The 24,626-nt window shown below is 68.1% G+C and carries 14 protein-coding genes and 2 pseudogenes; 9 read left to right on the top strand and 7 right to left on the bottom strand.

The annotated features are described in order from the left end of the window. Positions 1–230: 230 nt before the first annotated feature. On the top strand, positions 231–4,628 hold the full coding sequence (locus CLT71_RS33875) for an FG-GAP-like repeat-containing protein (protein WP_143743725.1): 4,398 nt from the start codon (positions 231–233) through the stop codon (positions 4,626–4,628). 144 nt (positions 4,629–4,772) lie between these two features. Here the strand turns inward: CLT71_RS33875 and CLT71_RS33870 are convergent, their stop codons facing one another. Then, entirely contained in the window at positions 4,773–5,657 is an 885-nt protein-coding gene (locus CLT71_RS33870; protein WP_486483749.1) for an IS3 family transposase, read from the bottom strand. 2 nt (positions 5,658–5,659) lie between these two features. Next, on the bottom strand, positions 5,660–5,959 hold the full coding sequence (locus tag CLT71_RS33865) for a transposase (protein ID WP_101370684.1): 300 nt from the start codon (positions 5,957–5,959) through the stop codon (positions 5,660–5,662). Between CLT71_RS33865 and CLT71_RS33860 the strand changes: the two genes are divergently transcribed. Then, on the top strand, positions 5,958–6,638 hold the full coding sequence (locus tag CLT71_RS33860) for a hypothetical protein (RefSeq protein WP_101370683.1): 681 nt from the start codon (positions 5,958–5,960) through the stop codon (positions 6,636–6,638). The genes CLT71_RS33865 and CLT71_RS33860 overlap by 2 nt on opposite strands. Before the next feature lie 247 nt (positions 6,639–6,885). On the opposite strand, the gene CLT71_RS33855 is transcribed toward CLT71_RS33860, so the two are convergent. Next, entirely contained in the window at positions 6,886–7,077 is a 192-nt protein-coding gene (locus CLT71_RS33855; protein WP_199187806.1) for a ferredoxin reductase domain-containing protein, read from the bottom strand. Between the two features lie 402 nt (positions 7,078–7,479). On the opposite strand from CLT71_RS33855, the gene CLT71_RS36755 reads away from it, so the two are divergent. The 4 genes from CLT71_RS36755 to CLT71_RS33840 all read left to right on the top strand — a co-directional run bounded on the left by CLT71_RS36755 (position 7,480) and on the right by CLT71_RS33840 (position 17,572). After that, complete coding sequence (locus CLT71_RS36755; RefSeq protein WP_143743724.1) at positions 7,480–7,761, top strand: trypco2 family protein; 282 nt, start codon at positions 7,480–7,482, stop codon at positions 7,759–7,761. An 8-nt stretch (positions 7,762–7,769) separates the two neighbouring features. Then, a complete protein-coding gene (locus tag CLT71_RS33850; protein ID WP_143743723.1) occupies positions 7,770–11,183 on the top strand; it encodes a tetratricopeptide repeat protein in 3,414 nt (1,137 codons plus the stop codon). Positions 11,184–11,303: 120 nt separating this feature from the next. Beyond that, positions 11,304–16,382, top strand: a complete 5,079-nt coding sequence (locus CLT71_RS33845) for an NAD-glutamate dehydrogenase (protein WP_101370681.1) — start codon at positions 11,304–11,306, stop codon at positions 16,380–16,382. Between the two features lie 338 nt (positions 16,383–16,720). Beyond that, on the top strand, positions 16,721–17,572 hold the full coding sequence (locus CLT71_RS33840; protein ID WP_101370680.1) for a transposase: 852 nt from the start codon (positions 16,721–16,723) through the stop codon (positions 17,570–17,572). On the opposite strand, the gene CLT71_RS38415 is transcribed toward CLT71_RS33840, so the two are convergent. The 3 genes and pseudogenes from CLT71_RS38415 to CLT71_RS33825 all read right to left on the bottom strand — a co-directional run bounded on the left by CLT71_RS38415 (position 17,561) and on the right by CLT71_RS33825 (position 19,340). Next, positions 17,561–17,740, bottom strand: coding sequence for an integrase core domain-containing protein (locus tag CLT71_RS38415; protein ID WP_486483748.1), 180 nt, complete (start codon positions 17,738–17,740; stop codon positions 17,561–17,563). The genes CLT71_RS33840 and CLT71_RS38415 overlap by 12 nt on opposite strands. 197 nt (positions 17,741–17,937) lie before the next feature. After that, a pseudogene (locus CLT71_RS38410) lies at positions 17,938–18,489 on the bottom strand (IS3 family transposase); the annotation flags it as partial. Positions 18,490–18,527: 38 nt separating this feature from the next. Next, positions 18,528–19,340, bottom strand: a complete 813-nt coding sequence (locus tag CLT71_RS33825; protein WP_101370678.1) for an IS5 family transposase — start codon at positions 19,338–19,340, stop codon at positions 18,528–18,530. 254 nt (positions 19,341–19,594) lie between these two features. Between CLT71_RS33825 and CLT71_RS33820 the strand changes: the two genes are divergently transcribed. Then, positions 19,595–20,935, top strand: a complete 1,341-nt coding sequence (locus CLT71_RS33820) for an ATP-binding protein (protein WP_143743722.1) — start codon at positions 19,595–19,597, stop codon at positions 20,933–20,935. Here the strand turns inward: CLT71_RS33820 and CLT71_RS33815 are convergent. Then, complete coding sequence (locus tag CLT71_RS33815; protein WP_101370676.1) at positions 20,876–21,847, bottom strand: IS481 family transposase; 972 nt, start codon at positions 21,845–21,847, stop codon at positions 20,876–20,878. The two genes, CLT71_RS33820 and CLT71_RS33815, sit on opposite strands and share 60 nt — an antisense overlap. Before the next feature lie 180 nt (positions 21,848–22,027). Here CLT71_RS33815 and CLT71_RS33810 point away from each other — a divergent pair, with 180 nt between their 5' ends. Then, complete coding sequence (locus tag CLT71_RS33810) at positions 22,028–24,220, top strand: WD40 repeat domain-containing protein (RefSeq protein ID WP_101370675.1); 2,193 nt, start codon at positions 22,028–22,030, stop codon at positions 24,218–24,220. Positions 24,221–24,417: 197 nt separating this feature from the next. Continuing rightward, positions 24,418–24,612 (top strand): annotated as a pseudogene (locus CLT71_RS38405) (ISL3 family transposase); the annotation flags it as partial. Positions 24,613–24,626: the final 14 nt, after the last annotated feature.

Here is a 24,626-nt window from a genome sequence, read left to right as displayed (position 1 = left end):
GTTCGGGCGGACACCCCCCGTGGCGCTGACAATCTCTCACGTCCCCGACCTCGCCCGGTAACGATGAGATAACGATGATCACGAATGCGTGCGGCAATTCAGTCGCAGAGCGCACGAACAGGACGACTCGCTGTGACGGAGGCGTTCCCCTCCCCCGGAGCGGCCTGCTTCACTGTGGCCGCCACCGGACGCGGCACGAGCGGACCGGTGGCATCGCATGGGGAGGTACCGTGTTGTCCACATTCGTCGCCTGGACGAGGTTGCGTTCGCTTCGCATCGGAGCCGTCGGCGTCACTGCCTGCGCCGTTCTGATCGCCAGCCTGCCGTTGTCCGCCGGCTCGGCCGCCGCCTCACCGACGCCTCCCGTCCCGCGGGTCGCCGGACTCCTCGACGCGGACGCGGCGATCGCCGAGGCGAGGCGGAGCGGTAGGCCGGTCGAGGCAACGGCCTCCGGCAGCCCGACGTCCACCCTTACCGCCCGCCCGGACGGGCTGCTGGAGCTGACGCAGTCGGCGGTACCGACCCGCAAGCGGGTCGGCGGCGTCTGGAAGGCATTGGACCCTACGTTAGTCAGGCAGGCCAACGGCAACATCACGGCGGCGGTCACCACCAACACTGTCCGCCTGTCCCCGGGCGGCACCGGCCCCTTGGCGGAGTTGACCAGCGGGGACCGGGCGGTGGCGTTCACCGCGTCGATGCCGCTACCGGCCCCGGCATTGGACGGTCCGACCGCCGTCTACGCCGACGTGCTGCCCGGGGTGGATCTGACGGTACGGGTTACCGCCGAGGGGGCCTTCTCCCACACGTTCGTCATCAAGACCCGGCAGGCCGCTACATACCCACAGTTGACCGCACTGAATCTATCCATCACCACCAGGGGCGTCACCCTCACCGCCGACGCGGTCGGAAACATCGCCGGCCGCGACCGCACCGGCGCCACGGTCCTCACCGCTCCCGCACCGCTCATGTGGGACTCCACCGCCCCCGCCGCCGGAGCCACCAGCCGGGCGCAGTCCAACTCCAACACCCCCGTCCCTGGCCGCACCGCCCCGGTCGGAGTCGAAGTCGCCCCAGACAAGGTCACGCTCAGCCCCGACCGCGAGCTACTGACCGGCGCGGAAACCGTCTATCCGGTCTACATCGACCCCACCTTCACCTGGACACCCCTCGGCCCGAAGATGTCCGGCTGGGCCACCATCTCCTACCAGCACCAGTCCACGAACTATTGGAAGGACACCCCCGACCTGATCGGCCGTATGCAGGTCGGCAACTCCGGCAGCCAACGCTCCAACACCCTGATCAACTTCCCCGTCCCCTACGGCAGCCTCGCCAACGCCGAGATCAGCTCCGCCACCTTTAAAATCACCAACACCCGGTCTTGGGGCTGCGAGGAAAAGACCGTTTACATCTACGGTCCTAGCACCACGCTGACGTCCTCGAACGCCACCTGGAACCACTGGGAGGGCGTCAGCAAGGGCTCCGCCATCGCTTCCAAGAGCTTTGCCTACGGCTACTCCGGCTGCGACGCCGCCGCCGTTTCCTTCGACATCACCAGCAAGATCCGCACCGACGTCACCGACAGGCGAGCCACCCGCACCCTGTGGATGGTCGCCGCCAACGAGGCCAGCGACACGCAGAGCTGGAAAGAGTTCCTCCAGACCAGTCCCACCCTGACGATCCTCTACAACCACGAACCGAACAGGCCCACGAACCTGACCACCTCCCCCAAGACCACCTGCGCCGGCGGCTCCTTCGTCGGTGACAGCAGCGTCTCGCTGTACGCGCCCGTGTCCGACCGCAACGGCGGCACCCTGGGTGTGTCGTTCAAGCTGTGGAAGACCAGCGACGCCACCGAGACGGCGATCGCCTCGTCCAACCCCAGCCTGCTGACCTACCCGTCCGGCAGCACCGCCGTACTCGTCGTCCCGGTCGCCACCCTGCGCACCGCCGCCGCGGGCGCCGCCACGAGCTTGTCGTGGAAGGTGCAGGTCACCGACTTCCGCAGCCCCAGCGACTGGTCGGGCACCTGCAAGTTCACCTTCGACCCGACCAGGCCCGGCGCCCCGACAATCCCGCAGCCGGTCGACGGGGAAACGGCAGTCGGGCAGCCGTGGACATTCCCCGTCACTCCACCGGCCGGGACCACGGTCCCGAGCGGGTACGTCTACCAGCTCAACGCCGGCCCGCCGGTCGACGTGACCGCCGATGCCGCCGGCAACGCCACCATCAGCGCCGCCCCCACCCGCTTCGTCAACACACTGTCCGTCACCAGCGTCTCCGCCGGCGGCAACTTCGGCGACACCGCCAGCGTCACCTTCAACTCGATCCCGAGCGTTGACGCGGCCGACGGCGACCTCACCGGCGACGACTCCCCCGACCTCCTCACCGTCGGCGGCCGGTACGGACTCCCGTCCGGACTCTGGCTCGCACCCGGAGGCCCCGGACCGGGCAACATCGTCGCGGCCAACATCGGCGCCCGTGGTAACGGGGTCTCCGGCACCACCAACCCGGAGGACCCCGCCAGCAACAACCCCGCAGACTTCAACGGCGCCAAGGCCGTCACCGGCCGCTTCTTCGGCGAAGGGTTCCAAGACGTCCTCGTCTACTACGCCAGCGGCCCGCACGCCGGCGGAGCCAGCATCCTGCGCGGCAACGGCGACGGCTCCGTCATCGAATCCCTGCGCAGCGGCGTCCAGCGGCTCCTCGATGCCGACCAGCTCCGCGATGATAACGGCAACTCCCCCCAACAGTTGGTCAACGCCGGCGACGCCCGCGCCAGCGGCTCACCGCTGCCCGACCTAATCGGAATCGCCGGCAGCGCCGAACACGGCTACCACCTCACCTACCACCCCAACCTGGGCGCGCCCTGGGCCTACTACTTCGCCTACCAGACCACCGCCCTGACCCCCACCGGTGGCACGAACTGGAACGACTGGACGATCGCGACCACCCAGACCACCACCGGCACCGCCATGTTCCTTTGGGAACGCACCACCGGCGCCCTTCATCTGTGGACCGCGCTCGCCTACGACGAGGGCACCGGCCAGCTCACCCACACCGCGCACACCCTGCGGGCCAGCGGCTGGAACACCGGCGCCACCATCGACCTCCGCGCCGCCGACACCAACGCCGACGACGTCCCCGACCTGTGGACCACAGCAAGCGGAGGTCAGAGCACCGAATGGCACGTTGCCGACCTCGTCGGCGGCAACGGCACCATCACCGCCCAGCCCGCCCGGGCGTTGATCACCGCCGACCACGCCTGGCAACTCAACGACGCTGACACCGGCACGGTCACCACCGCCAAGGACACCGCCGGCACCCTGCACGCCACCGGCACCACCGGCGCCGCCTGGAGCACCGGCGACCAGTTCGACCCCGACGTCGCCTTCAACGGCACCACCGGAATCCTCACCACCAGCGGACCGGCCGTACCCACCAACACCGCCTTCACCGTCTCCGCCTGGGTCAAACTCAACAGCCACGGCGGCACAGTCCTGTCCCAGGACGGCACCAACACCGCCGGATTCAAGATCTGGGCCGAAGCCAGCAACAAGTCATGGCGCTTCGCCATGGCACGAAGCAACGTGGCAAGCCCAGTCTGGGACACCGCCAGCGCCGGACCCGGATCCGCCCGCCTCGGCGTATGGACCCAACTGACAGCCGTATACAGCCCCGCCGCCGGCAACCTGCACAGCATGTTCCTCTTCATCGACGGCCGCAACGTCGCCTCCGCCGCCCACACCACCCTGTGGAACGCCACCAACAGCTTCCGCATCGGCGCCACCAAAACCGGGGCAAGCGCATACGGCGGCTACCTCAACGGCGAGGTCTCCCTCACCCAGACCTGGGACGTGGCCACCATGGGCCCCGAGCCAACAGCCCACGACCTCAACGGAGACGGCCGCGCCGACATCGTCGCCGCCGACTCCTCCGGAGGACTCTGGCTGCACCCCAACACCGGAAACGGCGGCACATCCACCTTCGGCACACCCGTCAAAGTCGGCAGCGGATGGGGCGGCTACCGATGGAACATCCGCGACTGGACGATGGACGGCCGCGCAGACGTCCTCGGCATCGACGCCGACGGCATCCTCTGGATGTACCCCAACGACATGGGCGCGCCGAGCCTCGCCCAACGCCGCCAGGTCGGCGTCGGCTGGACCAGCTACAACCACGCCACCGGCAACGCCGACGGCGACCGAATCCCCGACCACTTCGGCATCAACACCTCGACGAGCGAACTCTTCTACTACCCCGACGGATGCTGCAAAGTCCGTATCGGCACCTCCGGCTGGACCCCCTACCGCATCTACCCCGCAGACCTCACCTCCGACGGCCGCGACGACATCGTGGCAATTGACGGCCACGGCAACCTGTGGCTCTACCCCAACACCGGTCAAGCCGGCGTCGCGATGCTCGGCACCCGCGAACTCATCGGCGCGGGTTGGACCCCCTACCGGGCGACGGTCGCCGACATCAACTCCGACGGAATCCCAGACATGGTCGCCATCGACACGAGCAACATAGTCTGGCTCTACCCCGGCACCGGCACCGGCCGCTTCAGCAACGACCGCATCCAACTCGCCAGCAACTGGACAACCACCACCGCCAAAACCATCGGCTGACACCAGCCACAGGGACAAGAACGGGTGGTGCGGGCGAGGGTCGCCGGCACCACCCGTTCCGGCTGACTGCCCGTGCGATACCGGGCCCGCCCGGCCGGAGAGGAATCAGCGAGTGTCAATCCTCTGGAATCGTGGAGGGCGTCGTTATGCGGCCTGGGCCTCCAGGGTGCGGGTCTCTGATCGTTCGTAGTCGATGGGGGATCGCCAGTCGCAGACGGAGTGCCGGCGACGTCGGTTGTAGAAGTCGGTGATCCAGGTCGCGATCTTCAGTCGGGCTTCGGTGCGGGTGCGGAAGTGGCGGCGGTGGACGTACTCGACCTTGATGGTGGAGAAGGTGGCCTCGGCGACGGCGTTGTCGAAGCACGACCCGACCCGCCCCATCGACTGGCGTACCTTCCACCGGGCGCAGGTCCGGGCGAAGTCGGCCGAGCAGTACTCGCTGCCCCTGTCGCTGTGGAAGATCACCCCGTCGACGTTGCCGCCGCGGGTGACGGCGGCCATGTTCAGCGCGGCGACGACCAGCCCGGCGTCGTGCCGGTCGCCCATCGCGTAGCCGAGAATCCGACGTGAGTACAAGTCGATGACCGTCGCGAGGTAGAGCTTGCCCTCGTCGGTGCGGATCTCGGTCATGTCGCCGCACCAGGCGACGTCCGGCGCAGGTACGGTGAACTTGCGTTTGACCAGGTCCGGCGCGGCCGGACGTGTGCCCTGGCGAGTCAGGCTCGGCCGGCGACGCCTGACCCGGGCGGCCATGCCGGAATCGGCCATGAGCTGCGCGATCGTGTTATCCGAGACCTGCCAGCCCTGCTCACGCAGCTCGATACCGATGCGGGGACTGCCGTAGGTGCCGCCCGAGTCGTCGAACACCTTCTGGACCGCGGCCGCTAGCCGGACACGCCGGTCGTCGCGGCGGGTCGGCGGCCGGTCGCGCCATTTGTAGAACCACGATTCGGACACTCCGAGGGCCCGGCAGGCCACCGCGTGCGGCACGGAATGCTCGGTCCTCTGGGAAGCGATGAAGGCGGCCACGCTCACCGGCCCGTCGCTTCCTTGACCCACAGGACCACGGATCGCTTGAGGACATCACGCTCCATCGCCAACTCGGCGTTCTCCCGCCGCGGCCGGGCAAGCTCCGCCCGCTCGTCCTCGGCCAGCTGCCCCGCAGCGGCCTCACCGCGAGTCTCACGGTCCCTCTTCACCCAGTTGGCCAGGGTCCCGCTGTTGATCCCCAAGTCACGGGCGACCTGAGCGATCGACTTACCCGTCTCACGCACGATACGCACCGCGCCCGCCCGGAACTCCGGATCGAACTGCCGTCTCGTCTCAGCCATGAACCTCTATCCCTCAAGCTCTGGCCTCCACGCTACGAGGGGAAGGGCACGCCACTCCGACTGGGGCATAGCCGCCGAACCCTGGGTCATCAGCGAGGCTGGCGATCGCCGCTACACCACCGCTCAGTCCGGTGCCCGGGCCGCCACACCCGGCACCCTTGGCCTGCGCCAGGCAATGCCGGTCAGGATCGGCGCCCATCTCATCACCGGCCACACCGCGCAGAGCCCAAACCAGCAGTCGCTGCTGCTGACCGTCGGCATCGGGTTCTACCTGGCCGAACTCGACGAACGACACCAACCCGCAGAGGCGCGGTCCCGCGTCGTGCCCCTCCCCGCAGCATTCACCCTGCAGGGCTTGTTCAAGCTCACCGACGCGCTCGTCCGATGCGCGCAGACCGCCAACACGCTGTGGACGCAACTCGACGACCAGTCGCCCCCACCCGAAACCGCGCTCCTCCACCTGTCGCTGACAACCCCCGAAGGACTCGCCACAGTCGTCGACCTCAGCACTTACCCACGACGAGGCACCGCCGCCCGTAGCCAGTACTCCAAGGTCTACCAGTACCGCTGCGGGGCCGACGACATCGCAGCGGCTGCGTTACGAGACTGGCTGAGCGAGGCCGGGTACCGGCACCACGAGCAGGCGATCCTGGACATGTGGGACCCCGCGCCCCAATAGTGCGCTGGCCCTTCATAGTGCGGACCGGTCGAGGTCGTCCGCCACCGTGGCATCGCCGCGTGCATCGCCTGTAACCCGTTCGCGGTCCAGCATGCGAAGGCGGCGACACCCACGGATCCCCGTACGTGTTCATCCCGTCCGGCGGAGGGTTTCAACCGGGTCGGCGAGGCGCTGACCCGCTGGGCGGTGACCGCGACCGATCTACCACCCTGGGACCCGCCCGATCCGGCTCGGGACCGCCCCGAGGTCAGCCGGCGAGGCTGAACCGCTCGGCGTGCACCTGCCGGCGCGGCACCCGCAACGCCTGAAGACTGAGCAGCACCGCCGAGGTCATCGCCGGCGGACCGCACACGAAGACCTCCCGGTCGGTGATGTCCGGCACCAGGGCAACGAGGTTGGCCGGCTCGAACGGCGCGTTCGGCGGCGACCCGACCGGCACTCCCGTTCACTGCCGCGCGGCTGCGGCAGCCGGAGCGTTCGGCACGACTTCAACCCACGCCTATCAACGAACCGTACGGTCTCGTCCCGCCACGGGGTCACGTCGCGAAGGCTCCCACCGCGTGGGTCAGGGCGCCGATCGCCTCGTCGAGCGTAGTGTCGGCGGCCAGCCGGCTGGCGACTGCGGCCTTCGATCGATGCGGGCTGTCGGCCGCTCGCGCGCTCCGCCGGGGCCTGGGCTCCTCTGTTGCAAAAAGTTTGCTGATGAGATGACTGAGCTGCATCGATGGTTCGGGCGGGCCGACTCGCTAATCACGTAGGATGATCTCTTGAGCACGGAAGGTACTATGTTGGTGGTGTATCAGTCTTAGGACGAGAGGCAGGATCGTTGGCTGGGATTGGGTTGGCGGAGGCGATCGGCGCCCTCCGGGAGGAACTGGCCGAGGCGATCAGGGCCGGGAGCGACCAGGACCTGAGGTTCGAGGTCGGCGAGGTGAACGTCGAGTTCGAAATCGTCATTGCACGGACCGTCGAGGGACGCGCTGGCCTCAGGTTTTGGGTTGTCGAGACCGGTGCCGGTCACACCCGCGCCAACACCCAGACTCATCGCATCAGCGTTCCCCTAACGCCGGTCACTGCCGACGGCCGGCCGGTTCTGACAGGAGAACACTCGCTTCCGGACTAGGAGCTGACGTGTTCGACGCCAGGCGCGCGGTCGAGGTTCTCGCTGTGCCAATCAGCCGGGGTGTGCGGCCTGGGTACGGTTCCGGTTATTGCCTAGGCAGCGGGCTGGTCGTCACCTGTGCACACATCCTCCCCAAGGAACCGGGTACCCATCACCTGGCAGTACGGGACGCGGAAGGAACGATGGTCGATGCCACGGTCGCCTGGTGCGACCGTGACGTCGACGCGGCGATCCTCCGCCTCGCGGCGAGCGACGGGCTCCCGACCGAGGTGGTGCCGGTGGGTGAGATCTCCACCGACACCACGGGCGGCAGGGTCGAATTCGTCATGTACGGCTGGCCTCGGGCGGGCGAGGTGACTGGCGGTAGCCGGCCGCGCCGAGAGGCGGTACAGGTCGACGGCGAGATCAAGCCCGCGGAGTACGCCGCGTCGAAAACCGGGCTCGTCCGCCTGCGCCCGAACGAGCGCTACCCAGCACTTGGCCGGGACAGTTACTGGGCGGGGATGTCGGGTGCCGGAGTCTTGTCCCGGGGCGCCCTCGTGGCGGTGCAAACGCTCCAACCCAACGACGCGCTTCCCAGCTATCTCGCGGCTCGGCCCCTACTGCCCAGGACGCTGACCCGAACCGACAACTACGGCCGACGGGGCATAGACGTACTGCACGCCGCCGGAATACCCGTCCAGGGTCCCGGACCAGCGCCCGACGAGGTGCGCCTGGCGACGCGTCGCCTGTTCGGGGCGGCCACGACCTCTGGGAACGTCGTCCGGCCGGCGGAGCCGCTGCCCTCGTGGTGGCTTGACCCGCGTAACCACGCCGTGCGGTTCGTCGCACCACCGCAGTTTGACGAGATGTTGGGCTGGTGCCTGGACCGGGTTGCCGAATCGCCCCCGATACGCCTGCTACATGCGCCGGGCGGCGCCGGGAAGACCCGGTTTGCCCTCGAACTCGCTGCCGAACTGCGGGACAGGGGTTGGGTGGCCGGTGTCATCTCGACCCACCGGACGATGAAAGGTCTCGTCGGGGCCATCGCAGAGCCCGTCGAACAGGGCATGTACGTCTTCGCCGCCGTTGACTACGCGGAGACTGACATCGATGAACTTCGCGATTTGTTCGGTGTGCTGGTCACCCTGCGACCCGAGCGAGTACGCATTCTGCTGCTTGCCCGGTCGCCCGGTCGCTGGTGGGAGAACCTTGCCGTCGGCGCCAGTGCGTACAACCTGCTGAACCCCGAACCGTACGTGCTGGCAAGCGTAGGCGCGGACACCGAGCGCGACCTTTTCACAGCAGCGTACATCCAGTTCCGGGCCGGCATCCTCGGGGCGCCCGAACCCTGTGAGGTTCCAACCGGTGACGACGTCGCCGGTGCGCGGATCCTCGACCTGCACGCCGCAGCACTCGCCCGGGTCCTCGACGAGAAAGCGGGGTCGGCCGCACCAGGGCGTCCTCTCGAAGCCGTCCTGCACCACGAGCGCGAGTACTGGCGCCGCGCCCTGGTTCAAGAGGGACTACGAATGTCCCCCGGCGATCGACTGGCCGACCGCATCCTGGCCATACCCACGCTTTATCCGGCCCGGTCCTTCGACGAGGCGGAGTCGGTTGTCGAGGCTGTCATCACCACGGTGAACCTACCGTGCCCGGCGGAGCACATCGTCCGGCTGATCGTCGATCTCTATCCGGCCGAACACGAGGGCACCTACTGGCGCTCCCTGGTACCGGACCGACTAGGCGAGACGCTGGTGGCCCGACTTCTCGGATCCGCACCGACCGACGCCCGGGCCTCGGCCGAGATGGTCCGACTGCTCGCTCCCGCCGACGCCGACGTCGCGGTGCATGCCCTGACGGTGCTCGCCCGTGTCGCCGGCTTCGCGGATCAGGCCCCCGCAGCCGACGTGGTCGTTCCCAGGGCAACGACCGTCATTGAGCAACTGCTAGCCGCGCACGAGGAGGTTTTCCTTCCCGCCGCCGTTGTCGTCGCCGGGGCGATCGGCACGCTCTCTCCGTTGGCGGAATTGGCTGAGCGGGCAGCGCGTCAGGCCGGCGTCGAGGCCCTGGAGACGGCGGCGGCGCGGCTGCCCCCGTTCCACGCTGGCCTGCTGAAACTCGGCGTGACGATTGAGCGGGAACGGGTACGGCGGCTCCAAGAGGTGAAAGACGCGGACGGAGTCGCGCCCAACGAACGGCGGGCAGAGTTCGCCGATGTTCTCAACAACCTCGCCTTGCGACTCGCCACAGCCGGCGAATATCCGGAGGCCCGGGAGTGGGCGCAACTCGCGCTCGACCTCACCTACGGCAGCACCACTGACCCGGCCGGCCTCGCCCGCCGGGCGGCGATGCTGGACACGATGGCCCGGGTGCTTTCCGCCTCCGGGCATCCCGACGAAGCGGTGGGCTACGCCGAGCAGGCGCTGGACTTGTACCGCACGCTGAACTCCAGCGACCCGGCGACGTGGCTGCCGTACCTCGCCACCACCCTGCACAACCTCGGAGTGCAGCTGGCCTCGGTGGGGCAGGGCCGCGAGGCGCTCACAATGATGGAGGAGGCGACGTCGCTGTACTGTCAGCTGTCGCTGCACTCCGCAGCCTGGCGTCCGGATCTCGTGTCGGCGTTGAACGCGTTCGCGGAGCTGCTTGCCGGCGCGGGACTGCCGGAGGAGGCCCTCGTTCTATGCCAAGAGGCCGAGCGGCTCAGCCGCACCAACGCAAGGCTCAGGCCGGCGGTCTGGCTGTCCGAGCACGCAGTGGCACTGCACTGGCTCGGCGTACGGCTCTCTGGCGCGGGGCGTCATGAGAAGGCGTTGGCGGCAATCAGCGAGTCCGTCAGCATCTACGAGCGGCTAGTGGAGGTCAACCCGACGGTGTGGACGAGAGAACTGGCCAATGCCCTGAGCGGTCTCGCGGTGCGATACGCCCGTCTGGGGCAGGCGGAGGTTGCCTTGCCGTACGCCCTTCGCGCAGTCGAGTACTGGCGTCAGCTCCCCGCCGAGCGGTCGGGACTTCGATTACAGCCGTTCATCCGGGCCCTGGGCAATCTCGCGAACGCGTTGCATTCCTGCGACAGGAGCGCCGAGGCGCTGGCCACCGTGGATGAGGCCGTCGCCGGTTGTCGCGATCGGCCCGACCACGGCTACCAATCGCTGCGGATTGATCTGGCGATGCTGCAAGCCAACCGCAGCGTCTATCTCGGTGCGCTTGAGCGCCGTCAGGAAGCGATGAGCGCCGCCGCCGAGGCGATGCGCATCTACCGGTCGGTCGGAAACGGCCTAGCCGCGTGGTCGGACGACTTCGCGATCATCCTGCAGGCTTTAGGCGACAGATACGACGATCTCGGGTGCACTGAAGAGTCGGCTGCGCTGCTTGCCCTCGCCGAAAAAGTACGGTCGGCGACCGCCGACGGAGGTGGGCATCCCCACGCCCCACACTGAGCGACGCACGGCTGGCCGTTCGCCCCGGCGGGAGACCTGTTCATCTACCGGCTGGCGACCTGCAAGGCCATAGGCTATTGGCTAGAGGACCGCAGGACGGAGCTAAGGAGGTCGCACAAAATGGACCGCCATCCGACTGCCCCGGCTCCGCCGCCCACTCCGCCCCTCGCCGCGAACGACACCCATGCCGACCTGCGGAGGGTCGCCAAGGGCGGGGAGCGCGGTTCCGACGGAATAGTCGACGACGGTCGCGATTCACGGCTCGACTCGGGCGCAAGCCTGAACGTGCTCTACGATCTGGGTCTGCCTCCGGAGGCCCTCGCCGACGACGTCGAGGACACCGACCTGGACGAGCCGGTGCCAGATGGCGAGCGGTTGGTAGCGCAGGCGGTCGCGCTGGTTGGCGACGACCGCGACGCGGGAGCCCTGATTGACCGGTTCTGGCGGTTCGCGCCGGACGAGGAGTTGATTGGGTTTACTCCGGCGAAAATGGTCGCTGTGGTGCAGGCTCATCGGGATCTGGCTGAGCAACGTGCGCCAGGTGAACCCAAACTGCGAATCCACGAGCCAGACGACGTGCAGCAGCACACCGTAATCGAGATCGTCACGGACGATATGCCCTTTTTGGTAGACTCGGTCACCGCGCTGCTCACCGGACACCACCTCGACGTCCACCTGCTGGTGCATCCGCTGGTCGTGGTACGTCGGGAGCCACTCGGCCGGCTGACCGAGGTCGCCGCCGACGTCGAACCGGACGACGCGATCGACGGCGACATCGTGGAAAGTTGGATGCGGATCGAGATCGACCCGATACGCGGTGCCGCCGACCGGGACCGATTGCGCGCCGAGTTGCAGCGGGTGCTGACCGATGTCCGGGAGGCGGTGGAGGACTGGCCGAGGATGCGTCAGCGGGCCCTCGCCCTCGCCGACGAACTGGCCGCCGCCCGTACGGCGGAGAACCGCCCACCGGTGCCGGAGAAGGACATCACCGACTCGGTCGAACTGCTCCGCTGGCTGGCCCACGAACACTTCACGTTCCTCGGCTACCGCGAGTACCGCCTCGTCGACACCGAGAACGGGAGCGCGTTGCAGGCGGTGCTCGGCACCGGGCTCGGCATCCTGCGGCAGGACTCCACCATCCCGCGCACGCTCTCCTCGATGACCCCCGAGGCGGCCGCCAAGGTGCGGGAGAAGCGGCTGCTGATCATCACCAAGGCGAACTCCCGGGCGACCGTGCACCGCTCGGCGTACCTGGACTACATCGGGTTCAAGATCTTCAACGAGGCCGGTGAGGTGGTCGGCGAGCGGCGTTTCCTCGGCCTGCTCGCCACCGCGGCGTACCGGACCAGCGTCTGGGAACTGCCGGTGGTCCGCCGCAAGGTCGCCGAGGTGCTGGACCGCTCCGGGCTCAGCCCGCGCAGCCACTCCGGCAAGGACCTGCTGCAGATCCTGGAGACCTACCCGCGCGACGAGCTGTTCCAGATCAAGACCGACGACCTCTACCGGACGGTCATCGGGGTGCTCCGGATGGCCGGTCGCCGGCAGTTGCGGGTCTTTCTGCGCCGCGACGGCTACGGGCGGTTCATCTCCTGCCTGATCTACCTGCCCCGGGACCGGTTCACCACGCAGAACCGGTTGTGGATGCAGGAGATCCTGCTCCGTGAGTTGAACGGGGTCGGCGTCGACTACACCACCCGGGTGACCGAGTCCATGCTCGCCCGGGTTCATTTCATCGTGCGGACCGACCCGGCGAACCCGCCCGGCGACCTCGACGCCGACCTGCTCGCCGAGGAACTGGCGGACGCGACCCGGCTCTGGGACGACGACTACCGGCTGGTGCTGGAACGCGCGGCTGGTGGCGAGCTGGGCAAAAGGCTTTTCGTCCGGTATGTCGACGCCTTCCCGGAAAGCTACAAGGACGGGCACACCCCGTACGAGGCGATGAAGGACCTCGCCAAGCTGGAACTGCTCGAGGAGCCGGGCCAGCTCGAGATGCACATGTTCCGCAAGCAGCAGCCGGGCCGGCCGGGCGGGGCGACGCCGGTCATCGGGGTCAAGGACGTCCGGTTCAAGGTGTATCGGTACGGCGAGCGGATGGCGCTCTCCGCCGTCCTGCCCGTCCTGCACTCGCTCGGGGTGCGGGTGGTCGACGAGCACCTGTACGAGGTGGAGCGGATCGACGGCCGGATCTACCTCTACGACTTCGGCCTGGAGTTGCCGGAGGGTGCCCGCGAGCTGGCCGAGGTACGCCCGCACGTGGAGAACGCCTTCTCCGCCACCTGGCGGGGTGAGGCCGAGGTCGACGGCTTCAACGAGCTGGTGCTGCGCGGCGGGCTGACCTGGCGGCAGGTGGTGGTGCTGCGGGCGTACGCGAAGTACCTGCGGCAGACCGGCACGGTCTTCTCGCAGGACTACATGGAGTCCACCTTCATCGCGTACCCGCAACTCGCCATGTTGCTGGTCCAGCTATTCGAGGAGCGCTCGAACCCGGGCTGGCATTCGGTGCTCGGCGACGGCGGCCAGCGAGAGAAGCGGCTGGTCGAGTCGATTGGCGGGTTGCTGGACGGGATGAGCCCGGATCAAAATCGCATCATTCAGTCTTACCGGGCTCTGATCCTGGCTACCAGGCGTACGAGCTTCTACCAGCGACGTACCGACGGGCGGCCGAAGCCGTACGTGGCGTTCAAGCTCGAGCCGCAGGCGATCCCCGATCTGCCGGAACCTCGGCCAATGAGAGAGATCTTCGTCTACTCGCCGCGCTTCGAGGGCGTACACCTGCGGTTCGGGCCGGTGGCCCGGGGCGGCATCCGCTGGTCCGACCTGCGGGAGGACTTCCGCACCGAGGTGCTCGGCCTGGTCAAGGCGCAGATGGTGAAGAACGCGGTGATCGTGCCGGTCGGTGCCAAGGGCGGCTTCGTCTTGAAGCAGAAGCCGGGCGACCAGGACGAGGCGCTCGCCTGCTATCAGGAGTTCATCTCGGCCCTGCTGGACGTCACCGACAACCTGGTGGGCGGGCAGATCGTGCCGCCGGCCGACGTGGTCCGGCACGACGCCGACGACCCGTACCTGGTGGTGGCGGCGGACAAGGGCACGGCGAGCTTCTCCGACATCGCCAACGAGATCTCGGTGCGCAACGGCTTCTGGCTGGCCGACGCGTTCGCCTCCGGTGGCTCGGCCGGCTACGACCACAAGAAGATGGGGATCACCGCCCGGGGTGCCTGGGAGTCGGTGAAGCGGCACTTCCGGGACATGGGGATCGACACCCAGACCCAGGACTTCACGGTGGTCGGCGTCGGCGACATGTCCGGTGACGTCTTCGGCAACGGGATGCTGCTCTCCGAGCACATCAGGCTGGTGGCCGCCTTCGACCACCGGCACATCTTCCTAGACCCGGACCCCGACCCGGCGCGGGCGTTCCTCGAGCGGCGACGTCTGTTCGGCCTGCCGCAATCCTCCTGGAACGACTACGACAACACTCTCCTCTCGGCGGGCGGAGGCATCTACTCACGTACCGAGAAGGACATTCCCGTCTCCCCGGAGGTCCGGCGGTCGCTCGGTCTCCCCGACACCGTCGATGCCATGTCCTTCCAGGAACTGGCCAGGGCGATCGTCACCGCGAAAGTTGATCTACTCTGGGTCGGTGGCGCCGGCATCCACGTCCAGGCGGCCGGCGAGTTCGACCACGCAGTGGGAGACAAGCCCGACGAGGCAGTCCAGGTCTACGGCAAAACCGTGCGAGCGCGGGTTGTTGGCGAGGGGACCAGCCTCGGCTTCACCCAGCTCGGCCGGATCGAGTACGCCCTAGCCGGCGGTCGGATCTACACCGACTTCTTCGACAACGCCGCTAGCGCCGACATCGCGGATCGCGAGGTCAACATCAAGATCGTGCTGGGGCAGGCGGTCGCCAACGGCACGCTGACCACAGCCGCACGCGATACGCAGCTCGCCGACCTAGCCAGCGACCTTTCTGAACTCGTGTTGCGTGACAGCTACCACCAAGCCCACGCCCTGGCCAGCGCCCACGCGCAGGCGCTGTCGCAATTGCGAACCCACCGGAGCGCGATCGCCGAGCTGGAACGCTCAGGTGTGTTCAACCGCGATGACCAGGCGTTGCCGGATGACGACGAGATCGAGAGACGATTCCACGCGGGCCTCGGCTTGGCGGCGGCGGAGCTGGCGATCCTCCGCTCGTCCGTGCTGACGGAGCTTCAACGTCACCTAATCGGGTTGAGCGTCACAGGCGAGGAGTGGACGCAGGAGTACCTGACGAACTATTTCCCAGCCAGGTTCCTGCAGCAGCATTGCGAGCTAGTTGGCAAGCACCCGCTGCGTAGGGAGATCGTGGCCTGCCGTCTGGCACTCCAAGTTGTGGACCGTGCCGGAATCTCGTTCGTCCACCGTCTGCGGACGGAAACCAAGGCCACGGTGGAGGATGTCGTTCGCGCGTTCGCGATAGTTCAGGACGTCTATCAACTGCCCCAAATCTGGCGCCGAACTGAGTTGGCTGAGCAGGCCGTCGATGTCGACCTACAGCGGGTGGTTCAGGTTCGTGTTAGCCGTCTTCTGCATCGCGTCGCGCGGTGGCTCTTGGTCAACCGTCGGCCGCCGCTCAATGTTCAAGGAGAGACGGCGCGACTTCGCCCTGCCGTGGCCTGTTTACTTGCTGACCTAGAGGGACTCTCATCCGAGGCCAGAAACGAACGGAGGCGGGCCGAGATCTCGCGGCTGACCGACTTGGCACTCCCGCTCGACGTGGCCGAGACCGTCGCGTCCCTCGACGAGGGATACAGTGCCGTCGACATCATCGGGCTGGCGGACCAGCTGGACGCAGACAATCGGGAGGTCGCACGGGTTTACTACGCCCTCGCCGACCGGATTGAGCTGGATAATCTCCTCGCCCGAGTGGCAGCCCTGCCACAGACTGACCCGTGGCACAGCCGCGCACGCAGCGCGCTGCGGTACGGCCTTCACGACGTGCTCATCGCCCTGACCGACGAGCTAGTCTCGTCACCTTGGAATCGGCGCCAGGAGTTTGGTGAGCGGCTCAAGCACTGGGAGATGGCCAACGCCTCCGCTCTGGCCCGGGTGCGTAATTCCGCCCACGACCAAGAGGAGCCAACCGAGGGCCTTGCGCATCTGTCGATGCTGCTGCGGCAGATCCGCGCGCTCGTCCGGTCTACCGCCTCGGGTGGCTCCTGACCCGGATCGCTCGCCGCAAGGGCGCACCTGACGCGATTCAGGTCGCCGACCGTTGGCACCTGCTCAAGAACCTCAGCGACACCGTCGAGAAGGTCGTCCGTGGCCACCGCCGCTGCCTACGGACGCACACCGATCCGATACCCGCCCTGGCCGCACCGGCCACGGCCGAGCCGGCCAGGACGGGGCGTCGGACGGCGAACACCCGCCAACGCCACGCGGCCGTACACGCCCTACGAGCCGAAGGCCTGTCGATCAACGCGACCGCCCGCCGACTTGACCTGAACGTCCTCCTGCGCACCGATGCGACCGCGCATCGGCCGCTACCGGCCGACAGTGAGTTGCTGCAGTCGCTGCGGGTTCTGACCCGGGCGCAGCAGGATGCTGCATGGGACCAGATCACGCTCACGAACCGGATCCGGACACTGCTGCGGATGTTCTTTCCCGCCGCCCTGGCGGCGTTCGAGCGCGGCGGACGGCACCGGCTCGACTCGCCGGCTGCCCGGGTGATCCTTGCCTCGGCGCCGACGCCTGCGGCCGCAGCTGCGCTGACGCCCGCCGAGCTCGCGGCGTTGCTGCGCACTGCTGGCCGTCAACGCGGTATCGCGGCCGAGGCGGACAAGCTGCACGGCTTCCTCTGCGGCGAGCATATGCGTCAGCCAGCCGCCGTCGAGCAGGCCATGGGCCTGCACCTTCAAGGACTGGTGCGGCAACTCGACGCGGTCTGCCAGACGCTGCAGCAGCTGGAGCAGCGCATCGACGAGGTGTTCACCGCCCACCCCGACGCGAAGATCGTCACCAGCATCCCCGGTCTCGGCGTGCAGCTCGGCGCCCGGCTGCTCGCCGAGATCGGCGACGACCGCAGCCGCTTCGCCGACGCACGGGCGCTACGTGCTTTCGCCGGCGCCGCACCAGTGACCCGCTCCTCAGGCAAGAGCAGCTTCGTGCACGCCCGCCGCGCCAAGAACGACCGGATCGCCGCCACCGGATACGTGTGGGCGCTGGCCGCCATCAGGCATGACTCCCACTGGAACGCCCGCTACCGATCCCGCCGCGCCGCCGGCGACAGGCACGTCGCCGCCCTGCGGCGCCTGTTCCACCTCATGCTCGGCAAGCTGCACCACTGCCTACACCACAACACCCTCTACGACCCTGGCAAGGCATTCGCCGAACCCGCGACCTCAACTGCTTGACAGCCACCGTTGGTGAGATGTCTCGATCCACTCGAAGATCGCCGTGCGGGCGGCGGCCCGGGTCGGCCACGCCCGCCGGTCGAGCAACTCGGTCTTGATCGTGGCGAAGAAAGACTCTGCGACGGCATTGTCCCAGCGCTGACCCCGCCCACCGACGGACAACCGCACCCCGCTGCGGTCAGCGAGGCGGGCGTACTGGGCGCTGGTGTACTGGGCGGATTCAACCGGTCGTCGCAACACCTTGTCGGAGAGGTGGAGCGATGGGTGTTGGGCCGGGGCAGCGGCGGGTTCGGGAGTATCGGGGACAGATTCCTTCGCCGGGGCGGCCGACGGTGGCGTGGCGTGAGGACCGGCCCGGTCGGACGTCGTGACGCGATGGCGTTGGACAGGGCTTGGGCGGGCAGGTCGGTGCGGAGGTGGTCGGCGGTGGCCCAGCCGACGACCCGGCGGGTGGCCAGATCGATGACCGTGGCCAGATACAACCAGCCCTCCCACGTGTTGATGTACGTGATGTCACCGCACCAGCGGGCATCGACCTCGACGGGGTCCGTGGTGAAGTTCCGCCGGACCAGGTCGGGACGTGGTTCCGCTGTCGGGTCGGGCACCGTGGTGGTGCGCCACCGTTTCGGTGTGCGACCGCATAACCCGGCGGTACGCATCAGCCGGGCGATGCGTTTACGGGCGTGCCGCCGGCCCTGGGCGGCCAGTTCGGCGTGCACCCTCGGGGCACCGTAGGTGCCGGCCGACGCCTCGTGGATCCGGCCGATCCGCTCGGTCAGGTCGACGTCGACCCGCTTCCGCGTGGACGGGCGGGCAGTGCGGTGCTGGTAGTAGGCGGACCGGGAGACCTTCAACAGCTGGCAGGCACGCTTCACGTTCCCGTGCTGCGCCTTCTCCGCCTCGATGAACGGGTACACGTTCACCGGGTCTCCTTAGAGCCTGGTAAATAAGGGGTTCAGGGGTGTTGGTGGCGGGCGAGTCGGCGGGCCATCACGATGACCATGGCCCATTGGACCATCGCGGCGTGGTGCTCGGTTAGCCGTTCGTAGTCACGGACGGTGCGGCGGCACCGGTTGATCCAGGAGAAGGTCCGTTCGACCGCCCATCTGCGGTGTAGGACGACGAAGGTGGTCTGTCCGGCGAGTTTGGCCACGATCTGCACGGTCATGGCGAGGTGGGTCGCGGCCCAGGTGACGACCTTGCCGGTGTAGCCGCTGTCGGCCCAGACCAGGCTGATGCCGGGTAAGCACGCGCGTAGTGCCCACAGCAGTGGTCGGGCGGCGTCGCGGTCCTGGACGCCTGCGCCGGTGACCAGGACGGCCAGGAGCAGACCGCAGGTGTCCACGGCGATGTGCCGCTTGCGGCCGTTGATCCTCTTCCCCGCGTCGTAGCCGCGGCTCGGTCGCCCGACGGTCTCCGCACCGCGTACCGACTGGGAGTCGATCAACGCGGCCGTCGGTTGCCGGTCCCGGTGCTCGATCTGGGTGCGGACCTGTTCGCGCAGGCTATTGTGCATCCGATTCAACGTCCCGTCCGCGGTCCAGGTCTTGAAGTAGTGGTAGACCAACTTGTGGTGCGGGAAGTCCGCCGGTAACGCGGCCCACTGGCAGCCGGTCCGATCGAGGTAACGGATGGCGTCCACGACATCGCGGCGTGGGTAGGCGATCGGGCGGCCGCGTCCGGTCCCGGCCGGAACGTGCGGGGCGATGACGGCCCATTCCGCGTCGGTGGTGTCCGACGGGTAGTGCCGTGGCCGGGCGGTGGGCAGGTGCGCATCGAGGGTGGCCGGGGTGGCGTACGAGGCGACACCGGCGACAAGGTATACAGACAGGGTTGGGCCTTCGGTCGTGCTGGTTTAGTCACCTTCGCTCGTACCGAAGGCCCATCCCTATGTCACGACGCCACGCCGCACTCCATGATCGTCACCCTCGCCAGCCTCCGAAGCCCTTATTTACCAGGCTCTTACTGTCCGACATCGGGCACTTGCTGGCCCGTATGAGGCCGTTGCTGTGCGATGGGTGCGTGGAGTACCGGCGCGAGATGGGTGGCCTGCTCGGCACCATGATCGTCGGCATCGCGATCAATATCTTGACGGCGGAGACCGACACGTGGTGGGGGCCGTTGCAGCCGGTCGCCCGGTACCCGTACCTCTGGCTGCCGCTTTGCATCGTCGGCTGGTTTGTTTGGCGTTATGTCGCCCACCGACGGTCCGCGGTCGTCTGGCGCGGTCCGGAGAGCCCGTATCCCGGCCTGTCCGCCTTCGATGAAGACCGGGCCACTGTCTTTTTCGGACGGGAGCGGGAGACGAGCGAGATCCTCGATCGGCTGGAGCGGGCCGCCATCGCTCCCCAGCAACGGGTGGTTGCGATCGTCGGCCCGTCCGGGGTCGGGAAGTCTTCGCTGCTGCGTGCGGGCGTGCTCCCCCGGCTGCCGAAGCGGTGGCGGGTAGTCGGCCCGATCCGGCCGGCGACTGACCCGTTCCTGGCCACGGCCATGGCGCTGGTGGGGCCGGACGAGTCGGCCCGCGCCGCCCGGCTGCTACGCGACGAAGCCCACGCGCATGAACTTCTCGCGCGGCTTGCCGGGCCGGCCGTGCTCGTCGTTGACCAGCTCGAGGACCTGTACACCATGACCGGCGCCGCCGACAGGGACGATTGGTGGTGCATGATCGGTCAAGCGTTGGCGCTGCTGCCCGAGCTGCGGCTGCTCGTGGCCGTGCGCCCCGAGTTCCGGCGTCGCCTGACCGACCAGCCCGGTGCCCCCGTCATACGGCCGATAGCGGTGGGGCCGCTGGACACGGCCGGTATCCGGCAGGTGATCGTGCGGCCGGCCCGGGCCGCCGGGATCACGTTCGAGGACGACCTCGTGGATCGGATAGTCGCTGACGCGACGGTTGGCGATGCGTTGCCGCTACTTGGCCACCTCCTGCAGCGTCTTTCGGCCGACCGGCGCATCACCATCGCCGAATATGAGGGTGCCGGCGAGGTCGGCGGAGCCATAGCCACCCATGCCGGGCAGGTGTACGAGTCGCTCGCTGCGGTGTTCCGGCCCGACTCGATCGACCGGGCGCTGTTGCGGGGCATCAGCCTGGAGGAAGATCAAGCGGTCCGGCGGCCGATCCTGCGCTCCTCGCTCGACGAGGCCGAGGTGCGGATCCTGGAGGAGTTCCGAGCGGCCCGACTGGTGATTGACGTGAGCGACGGCGACTGCCTCGAGCTCACCCATGACGCCCTCTTCCGGCATTGGGACCATCTCGCCATCCTGATCGCCGACAACAAGGACCGCCTACGGCGGATCACCCGCCTAGATGTAGGGACCAGCACCGTTGTTGACGCGGCTGATGGGTGGTTGGCCGCCGAGTGAGGTGTGCCCGCGATGGTAGTTGTAGGTGTGGAGGAAGGCGGGTAGAGCCTCGGCGCGGTGTTGGTTGCTGGTGTAGGGCTGTTGGTAGGCCCATTCGTCGAGCAGGGTGCGGTTGAAGCGTTCGGCTTTGCCGTTGGTCTGTGGCCGGTAGCGGCGGGTGAAGCGGGCTTGGGCGCCGAGGTCGGTCAGGGCTTGGTGCCATGCTCGGCCGCGTCGGTAGGCCAGGGCGTTGTCGGTCATGACTCGTTCGATGCCGGTGATGCCGAGGGCGGCGAAGTGTCTGGCGGCGCGGCGGAGGAAGTCGGCGCAGGTGGTGGTCTTCTCGTCGGGGTGGATTTCGGCGTAGGCGAGGCGGGTGTGGTCGTCGACGGCGCAGTGGACGTAGTCGAAGCCGACTCGGGTGCCGTAGCGGGTGCGGCGGTGTTCGAGGCTGTCGCGGCCGTGGGCTCGCCAGCCGCCGCCGTCGCGGAGGCGGCCGAGTTTCTTGACGTCGACGTGGATGAGTTCGCCGGGGTGGTCGCGTTCGTAGCGGCGTACGGGTTGGCCGGTGGGCCGGTCCAGCCAGGCCAGGCGGTGCAGCCCGTGGCGGGTCAGGACGGCGTGCACGGTCGAGGCGGCAAGGCCGAGCAGTGGGGCGAGTCGGCGGGGGCCGAGTTTGCGGGTGGTCCGCAGGTGGCAGACCAGATGTTCGACCTCGGGCGGGGTTTTGCGAGGCAGCCGGTGGGCGGTGCTGGGCCGGTCGTGCAGACCCGGGTCGCCTTCGGCTCGCCAGCGGGCCAGCCACTTGTAGCCGGTGGCGCGTGAGCAGCCCAGCTCCTTGACCACGTGCGCGACCGGACGGCCCTGGTCGATGACACGCGTGATGAGCAGGCGGCGGGCGTACACGGTCAGCCGGGCGTTACGGTGGGCCATAGAGACCTCCGGTAGGTATGGGCGTCAGCACCTCACACCTCGCCGGAGGTCTCTCCATCAATCAAGCCGACACGCCGTCAACAACGCTCATGGTCACTACACCTAGAGCACCGTGCCATCGCGTGGCAGGCTCAGCCGCACGACGATGACCTACTCCGCGGTCGGGCCCTGGCCGACGCCGTGGCACTGGCCGAGGAGGCCGCGTTGTCCGACGCCGCCCACCGTCTGCTGGAGACGTCCCGAGAGGCCGACCGGAAGGATCGCATCAGCCGCTCCGAGCGGGTTGCGGAGTCGGCCCAGCACCTGCGCGACCAGGACCGAGAGCTGGCCGTGGCCCTGGTGCATGCGGCGATTAGCGACTTGGCACCGTCGATAGCGGCGAACGCCACGCTCTGGGGCCTGACGACGACGCCGGACACGTCCCACCTGGCCATCGGCCACACCACTGGGATTACCTCGGTCGTCTGGCTTGAAGACGACCGTCGGTTGCGCACCGCGGACCGGGCCGGGCGGGTCTGTACTTGGGATCCAGACGGACAGTTGACTGCCGTTAGCTTCGCCGTCGAGGCAGGACTCACCGGCAAGACCCTTCTCAGTCCGGATGCCCGCTACGCGCTGACCGAACGGGACCGAGGCGCCGGGCTGTGGCGGGTGGACGACAGCTGCTTCCTCGCAAGCTGCAAGGGCAGTCTCGGCGCCTCGTTCGATACCATTTCCTGGGGCGCCAACGGTCTCTTCGCCGGCCAGTTCGACTGGGGAACCGTTGACGTCTACCGCCTGGCCGACGAGGTACCGGAGCTGATCGCCAGCGTGGCGGTCGACCACGCGCGGACGACCGCTTGGTCGCCACACGGCGACCGGCTCGCCGTGGCGACCAACGACCAGCTACGGGTGTTCGCGATCGGCGGGCAGCAAGAGCTGATCCTCCAGATCGACGCATCGTGGTCGGCGCCCACGCTGTCCTGGTCTGCCGACGGCGTCCATCTAGCCGTCAGCGTGGCACCCGCATTCAACATGCGCAAGCTCAACGTGTTCCGACAAGATTTACGCACGCTGCGCATCTACGACACCAACCGAGGCACGGTCGTATCAAGGTCACCGGCCGGGTTGCAAAAGGCCTTTGCGTTCGCACCTGCCGGCAACGTGATCGCCTTCGCCGTCGACCGGACCCGGCGTCACGACCGGGTCGCACTGTTCGACCTTGACACGGGCAAAACCCTTGAACGGCGGGCCCGCCAGCACCAGGTCACCGAGATCGCCTGGTCCGCGGATGGCGCGAGGATCGTTCTGGGCAGTTCGTTCGACAACGTCGAGATTTGGGACCTGCCGGCTCGGAGCTTCCGTCGGCTAACGACCGGCGACATTTCCAAAATCGCCTGGTCGCCGGATCGACGGCAGGCCGCCGTCGGCCGTCTGGGGATGCCATTGGAGATCATCGAGGCGTCGGGGGATGCGCCGCAGCGCCTCGGTGGGACCGGAACACATGCCCTGACCTGGTCGCCACAGGGCGGACTGATTGCCGGCAGCTTCCAGGAACAGGTCAGTGTGTGGGATGCCGCCACGGGTAGTCTGCGCGCACGTTGGGGTCGGCCACCTCGGCGCGTACCCAAGCGGATCCAGCCATGGATGACCTTTCCGTGGGCCTACTCGCTCGCCTGGTCCGGCGATGGCCGCCGGCTGTTGGTCTGGAACCGGGACTTCTACGAGCGGACCGACCGGTCGCTGACCGTCTGGGACGCTGCAAAGGCATGCCAACTCGCGACCTTGACCGGCGGGGAGCGTAGCAGCGGTCTCCTCGCTTGGTCCCCGGACAGCCGGCTCATCGCGGCGACCATGGTCGAGCACGACATCGCCTTCTGGCGTGGCGACGACTACTCGTCGGCTGGCCGGTGGCAGACCGACAGGTCCGAGCGGATTTCCGCGCTGGCGTGGTCACGAGACTCGGAGCGGTTGGCTGCGGCATTCGGATCGCAGGTCGAGATTTGGGATGCCATTGAGCAGCGGTCCCAACTGCGGTGGATTGGCCACGACGACACGGTGCAACACTTGTGCTGGTCGCCGGACGCGCTGTACCTGGCTGGCGTCGGCCTCCACGGCGTTCTGTCCATCTGGCGCGCCCTCGACGGCCGCCCCCTCGCCGTCGTCGACTGCCCGCGCGCCAGCATCGTCGACCTCCACTGGGATACCCGACTCACCGTCACCACCACCGACGGCACGATCCTCGCTTGGGATGCCCCCGCCGGTTTCGCGACGCCCCCAGCCGCCGCTGACGCGGCGCGGACGTTGAGCGCCGAGGATCGCGAGCGCTACGGCCTCAACGGCCTCAGACGATCACAAACGGAGCGGGTTGTGGCGGACGAAGTGCGGCCGTAGCCGATACTCAACTGGCTCGACCGGTTCATAGCCTCGGGACGGCGAGCGGGATTCGACATCGGCAACGACGACGCCGAGATGCGCGCGGACAAAATGCTGCTCGCCACGACGATCGCCGCCCACGAGCAGATCGTCGGATAAGTTTGTAAGCACCTACTTTTTCGATGCAACTTCGATACCCACGCCACGGGCTGACCCTCGTGCAGGCCCAGAACCCCAGCGGGAAGGTGGCCTGTCCGGGCTGCGCGGCCTTGTCGGCCGCACGGGTACCACCAACGAACTCTCGCGAACGTTCCGTTGACGCCCCACCCCTGGTCATCCGGGTACACATGCGCCGCCTTCTACAACCAACTGCCGCGGGGCTCCGTCCCACCGGGCCACGACGACAACCCCCACCCGGATCCGG

Source organism: Plantactinospora sp. CNZ320, assembly GCF_002846275.1.
The sequence above is the reverse complement of the archived record's forward strand: the minus strand, read 5'-3'. Positions and strand labels throughout refer to the sequence as shown.